Source organism: Blastocatellia bacterium (assembly GCA_025054955.1).
Taxonomy (GTDB): Bacteria; Acidobacteriota; Blastocatellia; order HR10; family J050; genus JANWZE01.
Map to the genome: position 1 here is coordinate 103,636 of JANWZE010000086.1, position 17,532 is coordinate 121,167.

Sequence of the window (17,532 nt, forward strand, 5' to 3'; positions counted from 1 at the left end):
GCAATGAGTGACGTGGCGCGTTTTTCGGCGCTCGCGCTGCCGGTAGCCGGCAGGGAGTTTTTCTGAGGACGGCTCCTTCCGTCGCACTTCGATCAGCTCGTCACGCCGGCGGGAGCAACGCCAGGTCGTTCCACACGAGCCAATCTGTAATCTTGCCTGAGGCGTCAAAGTAGAAATGATCTGTATAGCGTGTTCCGTCCATCACCCGGCCGTCTTTGAACCGGCCAAACAAAGCGCCACTGACCACTGCCGCATGGTCGTCCACGACCCACCGCTCATAGGATTTTGTTGGGCAGCCGTCGAATACGCTCTCAATCATCTGGAAAAGCGCATCTACACCTTCATAGCCAACGGCGCTGAATCCGGGAAACACGATTCGGCAATCGGCGCTCAAGTAGGATTTCACGATGTCGCGCTGACCGGCAACGAGTGCAGCGAGTAAATCCACGACGCGACGTTTCTTCCATTCGGCATTCATCAGTCCCTCCTTAATAATGGTTTGAGTTCATCATCATAGCCACCCATTTGCTGTGAGCGCCAGACGTGAAACGAGAACCGGCTGATGCGCAGTAGTCAATTGTCAGTTCTTCTCTGAGAAGCTGGCACAGGCGTTCCCGCCTGTGGCATTTTCATGCTTCGAGGCGAGCACGGAGCATAAGGGCGATTGCTGCGTCGTCCCCGGACAACATGAACAACTCCTGTTGAAAACGGTTATGCGTGGTTAGCCGGAACCCATGGCAAGCGATGCAAACTGCAAGCAGATTGCGTGCTCTGGCCATCAACACCAGCGTCTGCGCTACTGATCCTTCCGTTTCAGGACAGTTGTACCGCAAGGGAGTGGAAAATGAAGCTGGCAGGCGTCTGCGCTACTGATCCTTCCGTTTCAGAAGATGGGCATCCGGTTCTTCCGGCCGTTTCAGCACTGGCGCATCCGGTTCTTCCGGCCGTTTCAGCACTGGCCCATCCGGTTCTTCCGAATCTTGTCCGCTCCGAGGCGTTGAGTCTGAAGGCAGACGCTTCAACGTCGGTCGCTTTTGTTCCTCGGCTGCGTTCAATCGCTTTGCCGAGCCTACGATCCGGCTGAGCCGCTGCTTGACCTGAGAAAATTCCGATGAGTTGATGACATACTCATCGCGTTCAGGAAAACGTCCAAGCAGCGCACGCACGGCCTTGATACGATCTGGCGTGGTTGGGTGCGTGAGAAAGAGTTTGGAAAAAGCGTTGGGCTGTTTTTTCTTCTTGGCCTCCAGTTTCTCAAAGAACGTGATCAAGCTGTTAGGATCATAGCCACTGGCCCACATGTACTGTGCGCCGAGCATGTCGGCCTCTTTCTCGGCGCCTCGGCTAAATTTGAAGAAGCTCAGCGCCAATCCAAGGTTTGCGCCCAACTGGGCAAGCTGGCCCAGTCCGCCGCCCACAAAGATCAACGGGATGCTGGCGTATTGAAGCAACTGCGATTTACTGAAATTTTCCACCGCGTGGCGCGCCGTCACGTGAGCGATTTCGTGAGCCATGACCCCGGCAATTTCCGATTCTGTATCGGCGGTCAGAATCAGGCCAGTGTTGATATAAAAATGACCCCCAGGAAGGGCAAATGCGTTGATTTCATCGCTGCTGACCACCTTGATGGTGAACGGAACTTTGGCGTCCGAATGCAACACAATGTTCTGTCCGATGCGATTGATGTATTCCGTCACCACGGGGTCATCCACCAGCTTCAATTCTTTTTCGATCTCCGCTGCCAGTTTTGCGCCGAGGGCCAGTTCTTTTTCGAGCGAATAGAAATTGATCTGGCGTTTATTGATGTCGCGTTTTCCGATCAGTAGGGGATTTTCCTTTTCGTCAAGTGGCTTGGAGGTATTGGCGGGATTGCCGGCAAGGGCGGTAAGGGGATCAGCCACGATCAGTGCGCTCAATGCCACGATGCCAATTGTTCGGCGAATCTTCATGGTTGCTCTCATGCGTTCTCCTTCTCAGTATCTTTGTTGTCCGAGGTTTTCAGATGATTATTCTGGCAATTGCGATTGCTTCGTCAACGGGCAGCAAATTAAATGTCGCTAATGTTCGATCGTTGCGTCTGGCAAAAACAGTGATAAACTAACGGGGCTTTGGCTCGTGGGCAGGTCTATGTCCCGTGGTTTGGTATGGACGACTCAGAGCGGTTGGGTGGCAGTTGCCACGTGTTGCGCCAACGTTGGTCAATGGATGATCGGCGTTGATCGGCAGTATCGGCGTCATCAGCGTCCTATTTCCGTAGCAATTGACGATGGAGGAAACGGGCATGAACGAATTTGATCAGAGAGTCATTGAAGCGACGGGGTCACCCTTATTCGGATTGAGCCTCGACGTGATTCAGGTCAACATTGGACTGAAGTGCGATTTGACCTGTGTGCATTGTCATGTTAGTTCGTCGCCGCGTCGAAAAGAGATGATGGACTGGCCAACCATGGAGCTGATCCTGAAGATTGCTCAAGAGACGCAGTGCCGCGAAGTTGACATCACGGGCGGCGCGCCCGAACTGAATCCTCATCTACGACGGTTCATCACGGCGCTTCGTGAGCAAGGCCGGCCGGTAAAACTGCGCACCAATCTGACAGTGTGGTTTGAACCGGGCTTGGAGACGATGCCCGAATTTTTCCGGGATCATCAGGTCCATCTGGTCGCTTCGTTGCCTTGTTATTTGGAGAGTAACGTCACGGCGCAACGCGGCGAAGGGGTCTATGCTCGGAGCATTGAAGCGATTCGACGACTGAATGATTTGGGCTACGGCATAAAATCTGAGTTGCCGCTCGACTTGGTCTACAATCCTGTCGGCCCGTTCCTGCCCGGCGAGCAGTCGGCGTTGGAGGCGGATTATCGGCGAGAATTACACAAACGGTTTGGGCTTCGTTTCACCCGATTGCTCACCATCACCAACATGCCGATCGGGCGTTACATGGTCGAACTGCGCCGCGCCGGTCAGGCTCAGGCATACCAACAACTGTTGTATGACTCGTTCAACGCAGCCACGCTCCATGGCTTGATGTGCCGCCACCAGATCAACATTGATTGGGACGGTCGCATCTACGATTGTGATTTCAATCTCGCGCTACGCATGCCAGTTGATTCTCATGCGCCGAGGCACATTCGAGATTTTGATCCACAAGCGCTGGCGGCGCGTCGAATCGTGACGGGCGCACATTGCTTTGGGTGCACGGCTGGACATGGCTCGTCGTGCGGCGGCGCGTTGGTGTGAGATTACACCATGTGGGTCCATGTGCTCTGCGCCAGGCAGGAGGGTGCAACACGCTCATACGCGGGCGTGGATGCGCCAGCGCGTTCAACGACAGGGCGCAACCAAGTTCTCCTCAGAAAAAGTGGCACAGGCGTTCTCGCCTGTGGTGTTTTTCATCGTTTCTGGGCGTTGTCCGGACGACATGAACAACTCCTCAGAAGAGGCACTCACAGATTCATTGATGAAGAGATTTTTAATCAAGCAATCAGACGATCTGCGCTTGTTTTTGATCGTTTCTCCCGCGTCGCCGCCGGCGACATGAGCAAGTCGCCGTGCTGTTCTCGGCGTGGCAAGCCTCCTTTGAGAAAGTGGGACAGGCGTTCCCGCCTGTGCTCCGTTTTCATCCTTCGTGGTGTGCCGTCGCATAGGGGCGATTCTCCTGAGATGCACGAGTTCGTCAATCGTGATTGACTGGTGGAGAGAAGATGAGGCGCGGCGCGAAAATCTCGGTCATCATTCCTGCGCTCAACGAAGAGCAAGCCATTGGCCACGTGGTCTCAGCGATCCCTGCCTGGGTTGATGAAGTGATCGTCGTTGACAACGGTTCAACCGACAAAACAGCAGAGGTTGCTCGCGCTCATGGCGCGCGTCTCATCGGCGAGCCGCAACGTGGCTATGGCGCGGCCTGTTTGGCTGGGCTGGCCGCGCTCAACCAGCCCGATATTGTCGTTTTTCTTGACGGCGATTTCAGCGATCATCCTGAAGAGATGCACCTGCTCGTTGATCCGATTATCAACGATGAAGCGGAGGTGGTCATCGGGTCGCGGGTCATGGGTCGAGCTGAACCGGGAGCGCTTCTGCCGCAAGCACGCTTCGGCAACTGGCTCGCGTGCCGATTGATTCGACTGCGCTGGGGTGTTGCTTTCACGGATTTAGGCCCGTTCCGCGCGATTCGATATGCCACGCTCGCCGGCTTCGACATGCAGGATCGAGATTATGGTTGGACTGTTGAGATGCAGATCAAAGCGGCCCGCGACGGTGTCCGCATCAAGGAGGTGCCGGTCAGTTACCGCGCGCGAATCGGGCGATCCAAAGTTTCGGGAACCATCAAAGGCGTGCTCGGCGCAGGAACAAAAATCCTTTTCACCATCTTCCGCTATGGAATAAGAACTCCAGCTCACGCGCGACAATCCGATCGGAAGCAACGCTCGTAATATACTTCGGCAGTTTTATGATAAATCTCATCAGGCGCTATGTTCGATGGCTTCACACGCAGTGGCCGGCTGGTGTTGTTGAAAAATTACCGGTCATCAATCCAGATGGTTCGACCAACGTGCCAGGTGTATACATCGTCGGTGATCTAACGGGAATCCCGCTGCTGAAATTTTCGTCGGACACAGGCGCCAAGGCTGTGCGAACAATCCTTGCGGATGAGGCTTTTCAGCGGTCACGCGCAACCAAAGGCGTCGAGGCGCGAGACTCCAGGACCACGGATCATGCAGATGAGGCTTTTGAGCAAGCGCGCGTTGACGATCAGCCTGATGAAATTCTCGATCTGGTCATCATCGGCGGCGGGGTCTCCGGGATGGCGGCAGCGTTGGAAGCCAAGCAAGCTAATTTGAGATTTGAAATCCTCGAAGCTTCTGAGCCGTTTTCCACGATTGTGAACTTCCCGCGGGCCAAGCCGATCTATACCTATCCGAGCGATATGGTTCCGACAGGGCAGTTGCAACTGACGGCAACAGTCAAAGAATCGCTCCTGGAAGAGCTCAACGCGCAAACACTCGGTCGGGGGATTAGGCCTCGGCTCGCGCGCGCCGAAAGGATTGTGCGCAGCGGCAACGTGCTTGAAGTCGTGCTGGCTGGTCAGGAGAGATTGAAGGCGCGGCGGGTCATCATCGCAATCGGGCGTTCGGGCAATTTCAGAAAGCTCGGTGTGCCCGGTGAAGACCGCGATAAAGTCTGCAACCGGTTGTACGATCCCAAAGACTACGCCGGCCAGCATGTGCTGGTGGTGGGTGGCGGTGACAGCGCGTTGGAAACTGCCATTGCGACTGCTCAGTGCGGCGCGATCGTCACACTCTCCTATCGCAGCAAGGAATTTTCTCGACCCAAGCCTGAGAACATTGAGCAATTGAATCGCTTGATTGACGATCCAATGGCTGACGTGGCCGTTGAAACGCCATCGTCGGAGCGGGTCACGACAAGTTGTGGCGGCTTCATGGGCGAGTATCGAAAGCCGGGGCGCATCCGGCTGATGCTGGGCAGTCAGGTGAAGCAGATTGGCCAGTCCGACGTGACCTTGGTGTTGTCCGATGGAAGCGAAGAAACCATCCCCAATGATGCGGTATTCACCATGATCGGGCGTGAAGCGCCGTTGGAATTTTTCCGTCGCAGTGGCATTCGCATCCGGGGCGAAATGCAGACCAGGCAATGGCTCGGTTTTTCGCTGTTCATGGCTTTCTGTGTTTTTCTCTATAACTGGAAAGCTGGCGGCTCGCTGACAACGCTGTTCAAGCAACGCGGCTGGTTTCCGTTCAATGTGCCTGCTCTTTTGCAAGAACTGAGTGACGGGCTCGCTGCGCGGGTGGCTGATCCCTCGACGTTGATCGGCACGCTTGCGTTGAATCTGGGAGACCCAGGATTCTACTACACCTTTGGCTACTCCCTTCTGACGGTGATATTCGGCATCGCTCGCATTCGACGCCGTCGAACACCTTACATCACCGCACAAACAGTGACGCTGATCGGTATTCAGGTCATTCCGTTGTTCATTTTGCCATTGATCGTCCTGCCATATCTTGGCCACAACGGTTTCTTCGATGATGGGCTGGGCAAGCGTTTCGCCGATACGTTCTTCCCGGTAACCAATGGTGGACATGGCCGCGAGTATTGGCGGGCCTTCGGCTTCGTGTTGGCGTGGCCGCTGTTTTTGTGGAATGTTTTTACCAATCAGCCGATGTGGGGATGGTTGATACTCAGCCTCGTGCAAACGTTCGTGATCATTCCGCTACTCATCTATTTTTACGGGAAAGGGGCGTATTGCGGCTGGATTTGCTCCTGTGGCGCGTTGGCCGAGACATTGGGAGATACGCACCGACAGAAAATGCCACACGGCGCACTCTGGAATCGCTTGAACATGGTGGGACAAATGACGCTGGCCGTCGCTATGGTGTTGTTGATTGCGCGGCTGGTCAGTTGGACCTGCCCTGATGCCGCTATGGGACGGAGCATGAACGATTTTTATACCGGCCTGCTCGGAGGCTGGAAGGCATTCGGCACTCAACTCAACTACAAGTGGATCGTGGATACCTATCTTGCCGGCGTTGTCGGCCTCGGCTGCTATTTTTGGTTCAGCGGGCGCGTCTGGTGTCGGTTTGCCTGTCCGTTAGCTGCGTTGATGCACATTTACGCGCGATGGAGCCGGTTTCGCATCATTGCCGACAAGAAAAAATGTATTTCCTGTAATCTGTGCACGGCTGTATGCCATCAGGGGATTGACATCATGAACTTCGCCAACAAGGGGCTGCCGATGGAAGACCCGCAGTGCGTGCGATGTAGCGCCTGCGTTCAAACCTGTCCGACCGGCACGTTGCAGTTTGGCCAAATTCGTCGTCGGACTGGCCAGGTGATCGCCATGGATTCGTTGCCAGCCTCGCCCGTGTTGATGGCTGAGCAGGGGAGGTGACCGCTGCAAGTTATACGTTAAGCCTGCTGGCGTCGAGGCACTGTGTGGTGATAGCTGAGCGTGCAAGATGAACACTGCGGCGCCCGTGCATAAGTCATCATAATACCGATCGTCCGGAGAAACGTCACGGTTGACGAAGCGACATGGAGTGCGGCAGCAGAACGCCTCAAGCAGCAGTCTCCGATTTTCTGATGGCATTTGGGACTGCCCATGCTACGCTCGCTTCTGCTGAGCCGCGCAAGCGGCTCAGTAGAAGGTAGCCAGACGTACAACGTCTGGGAAAGCAGATCAAACAATAGTGGCGCGTTGGAGACGCGCTGAGACGTGCGCGCTCGCGCTCAGCGATCGCAGAGCGTGAACGAGCTGATAGGAGAACGGATGGCGCCGTTGAAGGCGCGAGCGATTGAGGATGGCACCCGCCAGACATTGCACGTCTCGCTATCCTCTGGTGGGCGCCTGCCGCCGCTGCTGGGAGCCCGCTCAGTTCACAACACCACACATGAGCAGGCGTCCATACACCGACACCCCTGAAGACATGCGTCGCCGTAACACAAAAACACCACTGCCTGCGACTCCTTGCCGAAATTGTCTCCGAGTCTGTATATTGGTTGCCCCCTGAGCGCAGGGACATATCGAGTCAGGAGGATGACGATGCAGAATGAACATTCTCTAAGGCGGTCGAGCGTTGTGTTCTTGCTTTCTTTGATCCTGTTGGGGTCCTTTGTGTTGACTTCCGACGCTATTACGCACTCATCTGGGCAGAGCCAGTACCGGCTTCAAGAGGTGGCTCGCGGCATTTCGTTTCCCGTTCTCGCTACGCATGCCGGTGATGGGAGTGGGCGGCTGTTCATTGTCAGTCAACGCGGGCAAATTCTTATTTTGAAAGACGGCGTTCTGTTGCAACGCCCGTTTCTGGATGTTCGCAATCTGGTCAGTTGTTGCGGCGAGCGTGGATTGTTGGGGTTGGCCTTTCATCCGAGCTATGAGCAGAACGGCTACTTTTTCATCTACTACACCGATTTGCAAGGCGACATCGTCGTTGCGCGGTATCGCGTGTCAAGTGATCCTGATGTTGCTGAACCGCGCGAAGATCGCCGGCTGCTGCGCATTCCGCATCGGACGTATCCGAACCACAATGGCGGGCATATTGCGTTTGGTCCCGATGGGTATTTGTACATTGCGGTCGGCGATGGCGGCGGCGCCGGTGATCCATTCCGCGCCGGCCAAGACATCAACACGTACCTTGGCAAAATCCTACGTGTGGATGTTGACGGCCAAGCGCCCTATGCTATCCCGCCCACCAATCCATTTGTTGATAAGCCGGGGTTGGACGAAATCTGGGCTTACGGGTTGCGCAATCCGTGGCGATTCAGTTTCGATCGTGAGACCGGCGATCTCTATATCGGCGACGTTGGACAAAACGCTGTGGAAGAGATTGATTTTGAGCCGGCCGGTAGCCCCGGCGGACTCAATTATGGATGGAGCGTGATGGAAGGGTCTCGTTGCTTCCGACCCAGCACCAACTGCAATCAGGCCGGCCTGACATTGCCGATTTATGAATATGCGCATCTGCCACGACGGTGCGCTTCGGTCACCGGCGGCTACGTCTATCGTGGCCGCCAATTGCCGGAGTTAGTCGGCACCTACATCTTCGGCGATTATTGTTTGAACACGATCTGGGGATTGACGCGAAATGCGGAAGGGCAATGGACGCGGGTGACGCTGCTTGAGCTGTTGTTTGAAGGCGGACTCAGCTCGTTCGGCGAGGATGAAGACGGCGAGCTATACGTCATAGACATTGCTCAGTATGTCTATCGGCTTGTGCGCGCCCGGTGAGTTTCGGGCCGGTGGCTGCGTCCATGCGAGTGCCTGAGATATGAGCGCCTTAGGATTTTGCCTGAGACTCAAGCGAGGCGATTCAGATATGAGCGCCTTAGGATTTTGCTTGCGACTCGAACGAGGTGATTCATGACGCGACCGATCAAAATGGGATTCATCAGCGCCTATTTGATGGCCATCCTGTGGCTCGGCTTGCTGTCCACATCGGCGCAAGACGAGGGCGGCATTCATCTACCGGGCACTCAGCCAGGCGAGTTGAGAGTGCCGTTTAGCCAGCCGGCGTTGTGCGCGCGCTGTCATGGCGGATATGCGCCGTATGCCGCTCACGACCAATGGCTGGGCACGATGATGGCCAATAGTTTTCGTGATCCACTGTTTCGAGCGGCCTTGGCCATCGCCAATCAAGACACGCGCATCGGCGGCGATTTCTGCTTGCGTTGTCATGCGCCGGTTGCATGGTTGGCCGGGCAGTCTACGCCGACAGATGGCTCACGGGTCGGCAGGGACGGCGCTGAAGGCATCAGTTGTGAGTTTTGTCATCGCATTGAAGCTCGTTCGTTGCCGAGCAATTCGCAGTACTTCATCGTGGATCAGCCGGTGGTGTATGGCCCATATCCTGAGGATGTCTCAGGCAATCTGATGCTGCTGGCGACGGGGCGGCGTCCCGTTTTTTCCGAGCATGTGAGCCGCTCAGAGTTATGCGCCACCTGCCATGAGATCACCAATCCATTGAATCAACTGCCCATCGAGAATACCTACACGGAATGGAGAAACAGCGCGTTCGCGCGGGAGGGAGTCGAGTGTCAGGATTGCCACATGCCGGACGTTCCCGGTGGCGGCTATGCGGCGCAAGACCCGCGCGTGACGACGCCGTTTCGTGAGCACGTGCCGCAGCACATCTTCGTCGGCGGCAATGCGTGGGTGCCGCTCGCGCTGGCTGAGCTGTATCCCGGATTGAATCGTCGAGCAGCGTATGAACAGACGGCCGCCGAAGCGGTCAAGATGTTACGTCAGGCTGCCGAACTTTCGGTGACGCTCCAACAGGGCAGCGACCGCAATGAATTGATCGCGCAGGTTCGGGTCACCAACCTCGCTGGGCATAAACTGCCGACAGGCTATCCTGAAGGTCGCCGCATCTGGTTGCAGGTGACGGCCAGCGATGGCGCCGGTCGCGTCTTTTTTGAGTCGGGACGTTATGATGCTGAGCAAGCCCGATTGATTGAAGACGCACAGATCAAAATCTACGAGGCGAAATTCGGCATTCGCGGACGCGGCGAAACGTTCCATTTCTTGCTCAACGATACGTTGTTGAAGGATAACCGTATTCCACCTCGTGGCTACGTGCCTGATCCGCGCACCAATCCGGTGGGCGCGTTCTATGCGCCGGGGCAGCATTGGGATGTCACGACCTATCGCATTCCGCTATCTACTGCTCAAAGACCTGTGACGGTATCTGCCAAGCTGCTTTATCAAACAGCGTCGCGTGAGTACATCGAATTTTTGAGAGATGAGAATCGCTCCGATGACTGGGGAGAGCGTCTGTATCAGGTGTGGCAGCGAACAGGAAAATCTGCTCCGGTGGTCATGGCTGAAGCACAAGCGACAGCGACATTTTGACACGCCGAGCATTTCAACGTCTTACAAGAGGGAAGAATCGTCCAACGCGGGAGCTTGGATCACGTTCATCGAGATTTGAATCGTTTCAACAGCTTACAGGAGGAAAGAATCGTGCAACAGTTTATTCGACGCGTTTTCGTTGTTGGTTTGATCGTTTCTTTACAGGGAGTGACTAGCGCCGTGGCCCAGACGAGGCCTGAGAAAGAGCCGACCACGCTGGCTCCCGCGGATAAGAAAGGAGCTGCCGAAGTGACCACGCCATCCGGGTTGAAATATATTGATCTGGTGAAGGGAACCGGCCCAAGCCCGCAACGCGGCCAGACGGTCAGCGTGCATTACACCGGCTGGCTGACTAACGGCAAGAAATTCGACAGCTCGGTAGATCGAGGGAAACCACTGGAATTTCCCATCGGCGTTGGTCGCGTGATAAAGGGTTGGGATGAAGGCGTGATGAGTATGAAAGTCGGCGGCAAACGGAAGCTGATCATTCCGCCACACCTGGGCTACGGCGAGCGTGGCGCTGGCGGCGTTATTCCGCCGAATGCCACGTTGATCTTCGAGGTTGAATTGCTGGCTGTGAAATAAACGAGCGCGATCAATGCGGCTGGATGCGCTCGCCGGTGCTTCGCGCAGCAATATCCTTCTTCAACTGTTCAATGATCGGCGCGCCGGGGATGATCTTTTCAAGCTTGGCCAGCGTTGATTCGGCGTCTTGCCATTTGCCCAGTTTCATCAAGTCCTGGGTCACACTGAAGAGCGTGCGCGCTAACAGCTCTGAGCCGGGGGCTACTTCTTCTAATTTCGCCAACGTCGCTTGCGCCTCCGACAGATTGCCTTGCTCGGCTAACGCGATGGTCAGGTTGGCCAGTGTTTGCCGATGCATGGGATCAACTTGAAGGGAGCGGCGATATTGCTCAATCGCTTTTGTCAGCTCCTGTGGTTGGCGAAAGTAGAATGTCAGGCCGTAGTCAGTTCGTACGTTCACATCGTCCGGTTTTTTCTTCAACGCTTGCTCGTACCACTGCGCGGCTTCGACAAAGTGCTTGGAGGCATGATCGGAGGCCTCTTGTTGTATTTCGGTCATTCCTTGATCGAAGTGGGCATTGCCGATTTGAACGATCACGTCATAATCATCCGGCTTCAGTTTATGGGCACGCTCAAAGTATTTGGCAGCGTCTTCAAAGCGGCCAGCCCGATAGAGCAGTTGCGCGGCGGATAGTTGCGCGTCAAAATCTTGAGCCTTTTCATCGGCTGCCTTGGTTGCCGCTTCAATTTGTGCCGGATCAACCTGGGGCATCTCCGGATGGCCCGGCGGCAGTTGTCCCGCGCCCATTTGCGTGTTGCCCATACCTGGCGCGGCTGGACCAACACGATTGTAATGATCGGCGTAAAAGTAGCCACCGACTCCTCCCAAGAAGAGTCCGATGGCACCAACGATGATGCTTTGTTTTCTCAGTTTCATGATTTTTTCGAGAGCCGGATTATAACACGTTTGCTGATGTAGCGCATGTGTCAGAGCCTTAAAAGTCACCGAAGCAGACACAGGGTCAATAGGCGCGGGCGCCGCCCGCGAAATTGATGGGCGAAGCAATCCAGCCCCGGAGGAGCGAGAGATTGCACGCATTTTTGAATGTGGATGGGTGAACCTCGACAATTCAAAGAAGCTACCTCGCTCACACAATACCACACATATCTGACTGCCTGTTCATAGACTCCAAGAATGGATAAAGTCGGGCTTCGGCGCCCGCCACTTACGCGGCCAGTTTAGCGGAGGCGCTGTTCGGCCTGAAATGTTCCATCGCCGTTACCCAGCAAGATGGAGACACTTCGTGAGATGATGTTCGTGTTAGCCGTGATGAGGTCCAATGCGCCATCACGATTGAGGTCGGCAATGGTCAGCGCCACTGGCCCATCGTCGGTATCAACTCGCGTTTGCGATTGAAATGCGCCTCTGCCGCGCCCAAGCAACACGGACAAATCTCCGTCCAAGTAATTGGCCGTCACCAGGTCGGGCAAGCCGTCAGCATTGAGGTCAGCCACGACTGCTGACAACGGCGCATCCCCAACGGCATATCGCTGCGGACTGAGAAATCCGCCACGACCGCTGCTCAGAATAATCGAGACATCGCTGCTGAAGAAATTGGTTGTCACTAAATCGGTCGCGCCGTCGGCATTCAGATCAGCAGCCACAAGCGACAGAGGGCCGTCTTTCGCTGACAGCCGTCTATTCAATCGGAATGAGCCATCCCCACTGCCTGATAAAATAGTCACCTCGCCAGAGAACAACCCGATGCTGCTGACAGCAATATCAGGGACGCCATTTCCATTCAAGTCAGCGACAATCAATGCGGTTGGTGTTCGATCCAGCGCGAAACGACGTTGTGGTTGGAACTGGCCGTTGAGTTGTGCGAGCAAGACCGAGACATCACGACTGCCGCGATTAGCTGTGATAACGTCCTTGAGATTATCTCCATTGACATCGGCCAAGACCAACGAGATCGGTTGATCGCCCACCGGCCATGAGCTGCTCAGTTGGAAATTCCTATTCCCAAGGTTTTCGAGAACGGAAACGTCATCCGAGCCAAAATTCGCGGTGAGAATATCCGGTCTTTGGTCACTGTTCACATCCCCAATGACCAGATCAACGGTCAACTCACCGGCGGGGAAGAACTGTTCAGTTTCAAATGCGCTGTCTCCGGCGCCAAACGCGATCGCCACATCATCAACTTTGCGACCGGCTGCCGAACTGACAATATCCAGGATGCCATCTGCGTCAAGATCGGCAACGGCCACCGTCGTAGACACATCGGGGCCGGGTAAAAATTGCGCGTGCGTCGCAGATGCAGCAGGCAACACAGCGTGGATAACCAGCATGAGTGAGATATAAGCCAGATGCCTCATAGTAAACCTCCGGATCATAGGTTCTCATTGATGCTCAGCATAACTGAGATGTTCCGGGCTCAGACGGATTCTACGCGCGGGGGTCAGGCTTCGTCAACACAAGCGAGGCCACAGCCGGTACAGATTGACATCGCAGCCAGCGATATGTTAGTGTAGCCCTCCGTTCTTTGAATGACTTGTCGGTGCTCGGCGTTGTGTCACTACTGACACCAACGCTGAGAGAATAGGGAAGTGGGTGAAAATCCCACACGGTCCCGCCACTGTGATGTCTGAAGAAGGGCAGCACAAAGCCACTGGTTTGCCCAACAAACTGGGAAGGCGCTGCTCTGGAAAGAACGCCATCGTTCTTTCTGAGGACAAAGTCAGGAGACCTGCCGACAAGCTGCTGTGAGCCTTGGTGCGAGAGGACACTAAGATGCTGACATCTAGCACGCCTTTTGTATTGTTCATTGATTGTCTCTTGCTGGCCACCTCCTTGTCCTGTGTATCGTCAGGTCTTGCCCATGTAACAGTGAACCGAGCGGTGACACAGGATGATCGGGGAGATGCTGTTCGTGTTCCTGCGACGCTCGACCGTCCGCTCTCGCTTGATTCCAGTATGACTCAGGCGCTGTGCGCAGTGCGCTTTGGCAAGCATCTGGTTGAGATGACTCCCATCTGTGATGATCCGGCTGGGACTGCACAGAGCCGGAATGTGGGGAATGCAGTGAGACCCAATCTGGGACAGTTCAGAGCGTGCGGCCTTCGCTTCCTGCTTCGTGTGTCAGTCAGCTTCAGATGTGCACGTAATAGCCCTACTCGGCCGGGGTTCCTATTTTGTTGATCCGTGATGGTCAGGGTGTGGCCGATGGCTGCCCGGCTGATGTGATGGTGCCGGATCATCCTCGGATAGGTGTCTGGTTGTGCTCTACAAGTGAGCGCCAATCCCCGGTAGCCATGCGCTGCACATGTGTTGTTGATTTGGTTGATCGTCAACCAACAAAGTTTTAAGGAGAAAGAGAGATGAGAACACGAATATCTGAATGGATGTCGGTCGTACTGGTCATTCCTTTGTTGACAGTGACTGTATTTGGACAGTCACGTGCCGAGCTTCGCGGACGCATTCAAGATGAGGCGGGAGCCGTTATCGTGGGCGCGTCGGTGCGATTGAGCACGCGAGGCGGCGACTTGCGTTGGAGCACGGTGAGCGACCAATCTGGATCCTATCAGTTCAGTGGCTTGAGAGTTGGGGACTATTTGTTAGAAGTCCGGAAGCCGGGATTTCGCCCCTCGGTACTAACGGTTCAGGTGGAATCGCAGGCTCAGTCAGTGGATGTCACGTTGCAAGTGGCAGGATTGCGTGAGGAAGTGGTGGTGACTCCTTCAGGTCGGCCGCAAGCGCCCGACGAGGTATCAAAATCAATCACTGTGCTGAGCGAGAGCGAAATTGAACAGCGCGATGAGTATTCATTGGTGGAAGCGTTGCGGAACACGCCTGGCCTTCGCGTACAGCAGTTAGCCGGCCCCGGCGGTTTTGCCACACTTCAGTTTCGCGGATTGCGTTCAGCGGATTCAGCCCTGTTAATTGATCAACTGCGACTGCGTGACGCCGCTGATGTCAATGGCAGCATCAACGGTTATCTGCAAGACTTGCTCATTGACGGGTATGAACAAGTCGAGGTGCTTCGCGGCTCGGCTTCGTCTTTGTACGGCACGAATGCCATCGGTGGCACAATCAACCTGGTGCCGCGCCAGGGTGGAGGGCCAGCTCATGGCGACTTGCTCATGGAAGGTGGCAGCCTGCGATTTGGCCGGGTCAGAGGAACCCTCTCAGGCGGGCTGACGCGCGATCGGTTTTTATACAGCCTTGGCGCAACCCACGTGAACGTCGCCGATGGTGTGGATGGCAACGATGCGTATCGCAACACAACGTTGAATGGACGCGGCCAGTTCCTGCTGCGACCTGACGTCAGTCTGACCGGACGCGTGCTTTACTCGGATGCTTTTGGTCAGCTCAATGAAACTCCATTCCCGCGACCAGGGTTGGCTCCATTGCCGACCGGTCAACGAATCTACAGGGCCGTCCCGCTAGGAGAGGAGGGAGCAACGTTTGTGTATGATCTGGATGATCCTGATAGCCGACGTGATCTGTCATTATTCGTCGGCGCCGTGCGGTTCACTCATCTGGTCAATCCGCGTTGGAGCTACACGGTTGCATACCAGGGCACAGATTCGCGTCGGCAAAATGCCGATGGACCGGGACAGAATCCGTTCCTCACGGGCTTGTCGTTGTCAGACTCCGTGCGGCGGGCGCAATTTGACAGCACCATTCACAACGTTGAAACGCGACATGACATTCACCTGGGTCGAATCATGCGACTGACACTTGGCTACGAATTCGAGCAGGAGCAGTACCTGAATACGAATTTGCCAAACATCGTGGTGGATGTTACGCAACGGACACAGGGCTTCTTCTTACACAATCAATTCGGGCTGTTAGCCCGTCGGTTGCAATTTGGCGCGGCGTTTCGCGTGCAGGGTTTCGATCTTGAGACACCGTCGTTCACGCCGGCTACGCGGTCGCCTTATGCTGGTCGTCTGGGGCAGCTTGATATACCGACGGCGGTGACCGGCGATGGATCGGTCTCCTACTTTTTTGAGCGGACCGGCACGAAGCTGCGAGCGCATGTCGGCAATGGTTTCAGTGCCCCTTCGATCTTCGAGCGATTCGGCAGTAGCTTTTTCTTTGGCTCATTCTCATTTTTTGGCGATCCGACGCTGCGGCCTGAGCGATCCATTTCAGTGGATGTCGGTGTGGATCAGCACTTGATGAACCAGCGTGCTCGATTGAGCGCCACTTATTTCTACACTCGACTTCAGGAAGTGATTGTGTTTGTCAATTCGTTTTCGCCCACCGATCCCAAGGGCTTTAATCGCTTCTTTGGATATGCCAACGGATTAGGCGGATTGGCGCGAGGCGTGGAAGTCTCGGCTTCGATTTCACCCATTCGGTCTTTGGACATATTTGCTGCTTATACTTACACCAACTCTGATGAAGTGGCTCCCAATGCGGCTGGGACAACTCGTGTGTTTGGACTGCCTGATCATCAATTCAGCATTCAGCTCAATCAGCGCCTGCGCCGCTTCAATATCAATTTCGATCTGACGGCTTTCAGCAACCATGATTTTCCGCTGTTCGCGCCATTTCGACCGTTTTCCTCAGGCGTATTCAGGTTTCAAGGGTATGCCAAAGCCGATTTGACGGTGAGTTATCCGATCGCGCTGAGCGAGCGGTTGCGGTTGCAACTGTTCGGCAAGATCGAAAATTTGTTCGACGACGATTACTTCGAGGAAGGTTTTCGTGCGCCTGGGGCTGTGGGCTTAGGTGGAATCAGATTCCAATTCTGACTCGTTGTGTGGAGTCGCCGCCTCTGTCATAATGGCGGTGACTCCATGAAACGCGAGACGAAAAAACAGGCCATCCTGCGCATCTTTGAGCAGCAAGGCATGCGCAGTTTGGGTGAATCCGAAATTCGTGTTATCGAACGGAGGCTTGCTGAACAAGGCGTTGAAAAGGTCTCTCGAAGTTATATTGCGCGTGTGATCGCTGAAGCCGGCAAGCCTGTTACTACTGTTGATCCATATCAGATTGAGACGATGGTTGAGCCATACCGTCAGGTGTTTGCCGGTCTGCTGCGATTTGATACACTCGAACATGCTGAGCGTTCGTTGCGTGAAATTGGTCGGCTTTACGCTGTGTACAAAGCCAACGGAGATCAACGGGGTATGAGTTATGCTCGCTCGCTGGTCATGGTTGGCCGGCGGCGCGCATTGGCGGCGAGTCGGCGGGCGCGCGCGTCCGAGGTAGCCGCGGTGAAGCGTGAAGTTGCCCAGTGGTTTTCTGTGTGGCTCTCAGCGCCAGGCCTTTTTGATCAGTGGTTGGCGTTGAGAAAAGCTTCACCGGAGTTTCAATCGTTGTTCGGAGCGAAATCGCCGAATTGATTTCCATCACACCACCGCGCACGCACCGATGAGGTGTCGTTGAAGACTACCGGAGCAAGCGCGAACCCATACCATCACGCACGCGCGGAAGACGGAGTGTAGAATCAGATCAAGCGCTCTCTGATGACCACATCTCCACGCGCGTGGGGAGGACGTAGCGGGATCAGCCATCAATGAGCAAGCATTCGGACCATCCCCACGCGCGTGGGGAGAACGAAAACGCGACATTTAACTGTTCCCGGCGGCACGGACCATCCCCACGCGCGTGGGGAGAACGAAATACCCTGTTCTC

Annotated in this window: 12 protein-coding genes and 1 riboswitch; of the genes, 8 read left to right on the plus strand and 4 right to left on the minus strand. The window is 55.3% G+C overall.

All coding sequences use genetic code 11. From position 1 onward, the window contains the following. Window positions 1–100: 100 nt before the first annotated feature. On the minus strand, window positions 101–478 hold the full coding sequence (locus tag NZ823_11600) for a nuclear transport factor 2 family protein (protein MCS6805769.1): 378 nt from the start codon (window positions 476–478) through the stop codon (window positions 101–103). A 388-nt stretch (window positions 479–866) separates the two neighbouring features. Continuing rightward, window positions 867–1,961, minus strand: coding sequence for a M48 family metallopeptidase (locus NZ823_11605; protein ID MCS6805770.1), 1,095 nt, complete (start codon window positions 1,959–1,961; stop codon window positions 867–869). A 320-nt stretch (window positions 1,962–2,281) separates the two neighbouring features. Between NZ823_11605 and arsS the strand changes: the two genes are divergently transcribed. The 6 genes from arsS to NZ823_11635 all read left to right on the plus strand — a co-directional run bounded on the left by arsS (window position 2,282) and on the right by NZ823_11635 (window position 10,943). Continuing rightward, window positions 2,282–3,235 carry an arsenosugar biosynthesis radical SAM protein ArsS gene (gene arsS, locus NZ823_11610; GenBank protein MCS6805771.1) on the plus strand — a complete coding sequence of 318 codons (954 nt, stop codon included), beginning with the start codon at window positions 2,282–2,284 and terminating at the stop codon, window positions 3,233–3,235. 464 nt (window positions 3,236–3,699) lie between these two features. Then, window positions 3,700–4,428, plus strand: coding sequence for a glycosyltransferase family 2 protein (locus NZ823_11615; GenBank protein ID MCS6805772.1), 729 nt, complete (start codon window positions 3,700–3,702; stop codon window positions 4,426–4,428). Window positions 4,429–4,445: 17 nt separating this feature from the next. Continuing rightward, window positions 4,446–6,902 carry an NAD(P)-binding domain-containing protein gene (locus tag NZ823_11620; GenBank protein ID MCS6805773.1) on the plus strand — a complete coding sequence of 819 codons (2,457 nt, stop codon included), beginning with the start codon at window positions 4,446–4,448 and terminating at the stop codon, window positions 6,900–6,902. A 651-nt stretch (window positions 6,903–7,553) separates the two neighbouring features. Beyond that, window positions 7,554–8,738, plus strand: coding sequence for a PQQ-dependent sugar dehydrogenase (locus NZ823_11625; protein ID MCS6805774.1), 1,185 nt, complete (start codon window positions 7,554–7,556; stop codon window positions 8,736–8,738). Between the two features lie 132 nt (window positions 8,739–8,870). Further along, window positions 8,871–10,358 carry an ammonia-forming cytochrome c nitrite reductase subunit c552 gene (locus NZ823_11630; GenBank protein MCS6805775.1) on the plus strand — a complete coding sequence of 496 codons (1,488 nt, stop codon included), beginning with the start codon at window positions 8,871–8,873 and terminating at the stop codon, window positions 10,356–10,358. Between the two features lie 111 nt (window positions 10,359–10,469). Next, entirely contained in the window at window positions 10,470–10,943 is a 474-nt protein-coding gene (locus tag NZ823_11635) for an FKBP-type peptidyl-prolyl cis-trans isomerase (GenBank protein ID MCS6805776.1), read from the plus strand. A gap of 10 nt (window positions 10,944–10,953) precedes the next feature. Here NZ823_11635 and NZ823_11640 read toward each other — a convergent pair whose 3' ends face one another. Next, window positions 10,954–11,820, minus strand: a complete 867-nt coding sequence (locus NZ823_11640) for a tetratricopeptide repeat protein (protein MCS6805777.1) — start codon at window positions 11,818–11,820, stop codon at window positions 10,954–10,956. 302 nt (window positions 11,821–12,122) lie between these two features. Further along, window positions 12,123–13,259 carry a VCBS repeat-containing protein gene (locus NZ823_11645; GenBank protein ID MCS6805778.1) on the minus strand — a complete coding sequence of 379 codons (1,137 nt, stop codon included), beginning with the start codon at window positions 13,257–13,259 and terminating at the stop codon, window positions 12,123–12,125. A 163-nt stretch (window positions 13,260–13,422) separates the two neighbouring features. Next, window positions 13,423–13,653: riboswitch (cobalamin riboswitch) on the plus strand. A gap of 608 nt (window positions 13,654–14,261) precedes the next feature. Between NZ823_11645 and NZ823_11650 the strand changes: the two genes are divergently transcribed. Beyond that, complete coding sequence (locus tag NZ823_11650; protein ID MCS6805779.1) at window positions 14,262–16,646, plus strand: TonB-dependent receptor; 2,385 nt, start codon at window positions 14,262–14,264, stop codon at window positions 16,644–16,646. 45 nt (window positions 16,647–16,691) lie between these two features. After that, window positions 16,692–17,240, plus strand: coding sequence for a DUF4385 family protein (locus tag NZ823_11655; protein ID MCS6805780.1), 549 nt, complete (start codon window positions 16,692–16,694; stop codon window positions 17,238–17,240). The last annotated feature ends 292 nt before the right edge of the window (window positions 17,241–17,532 follow it).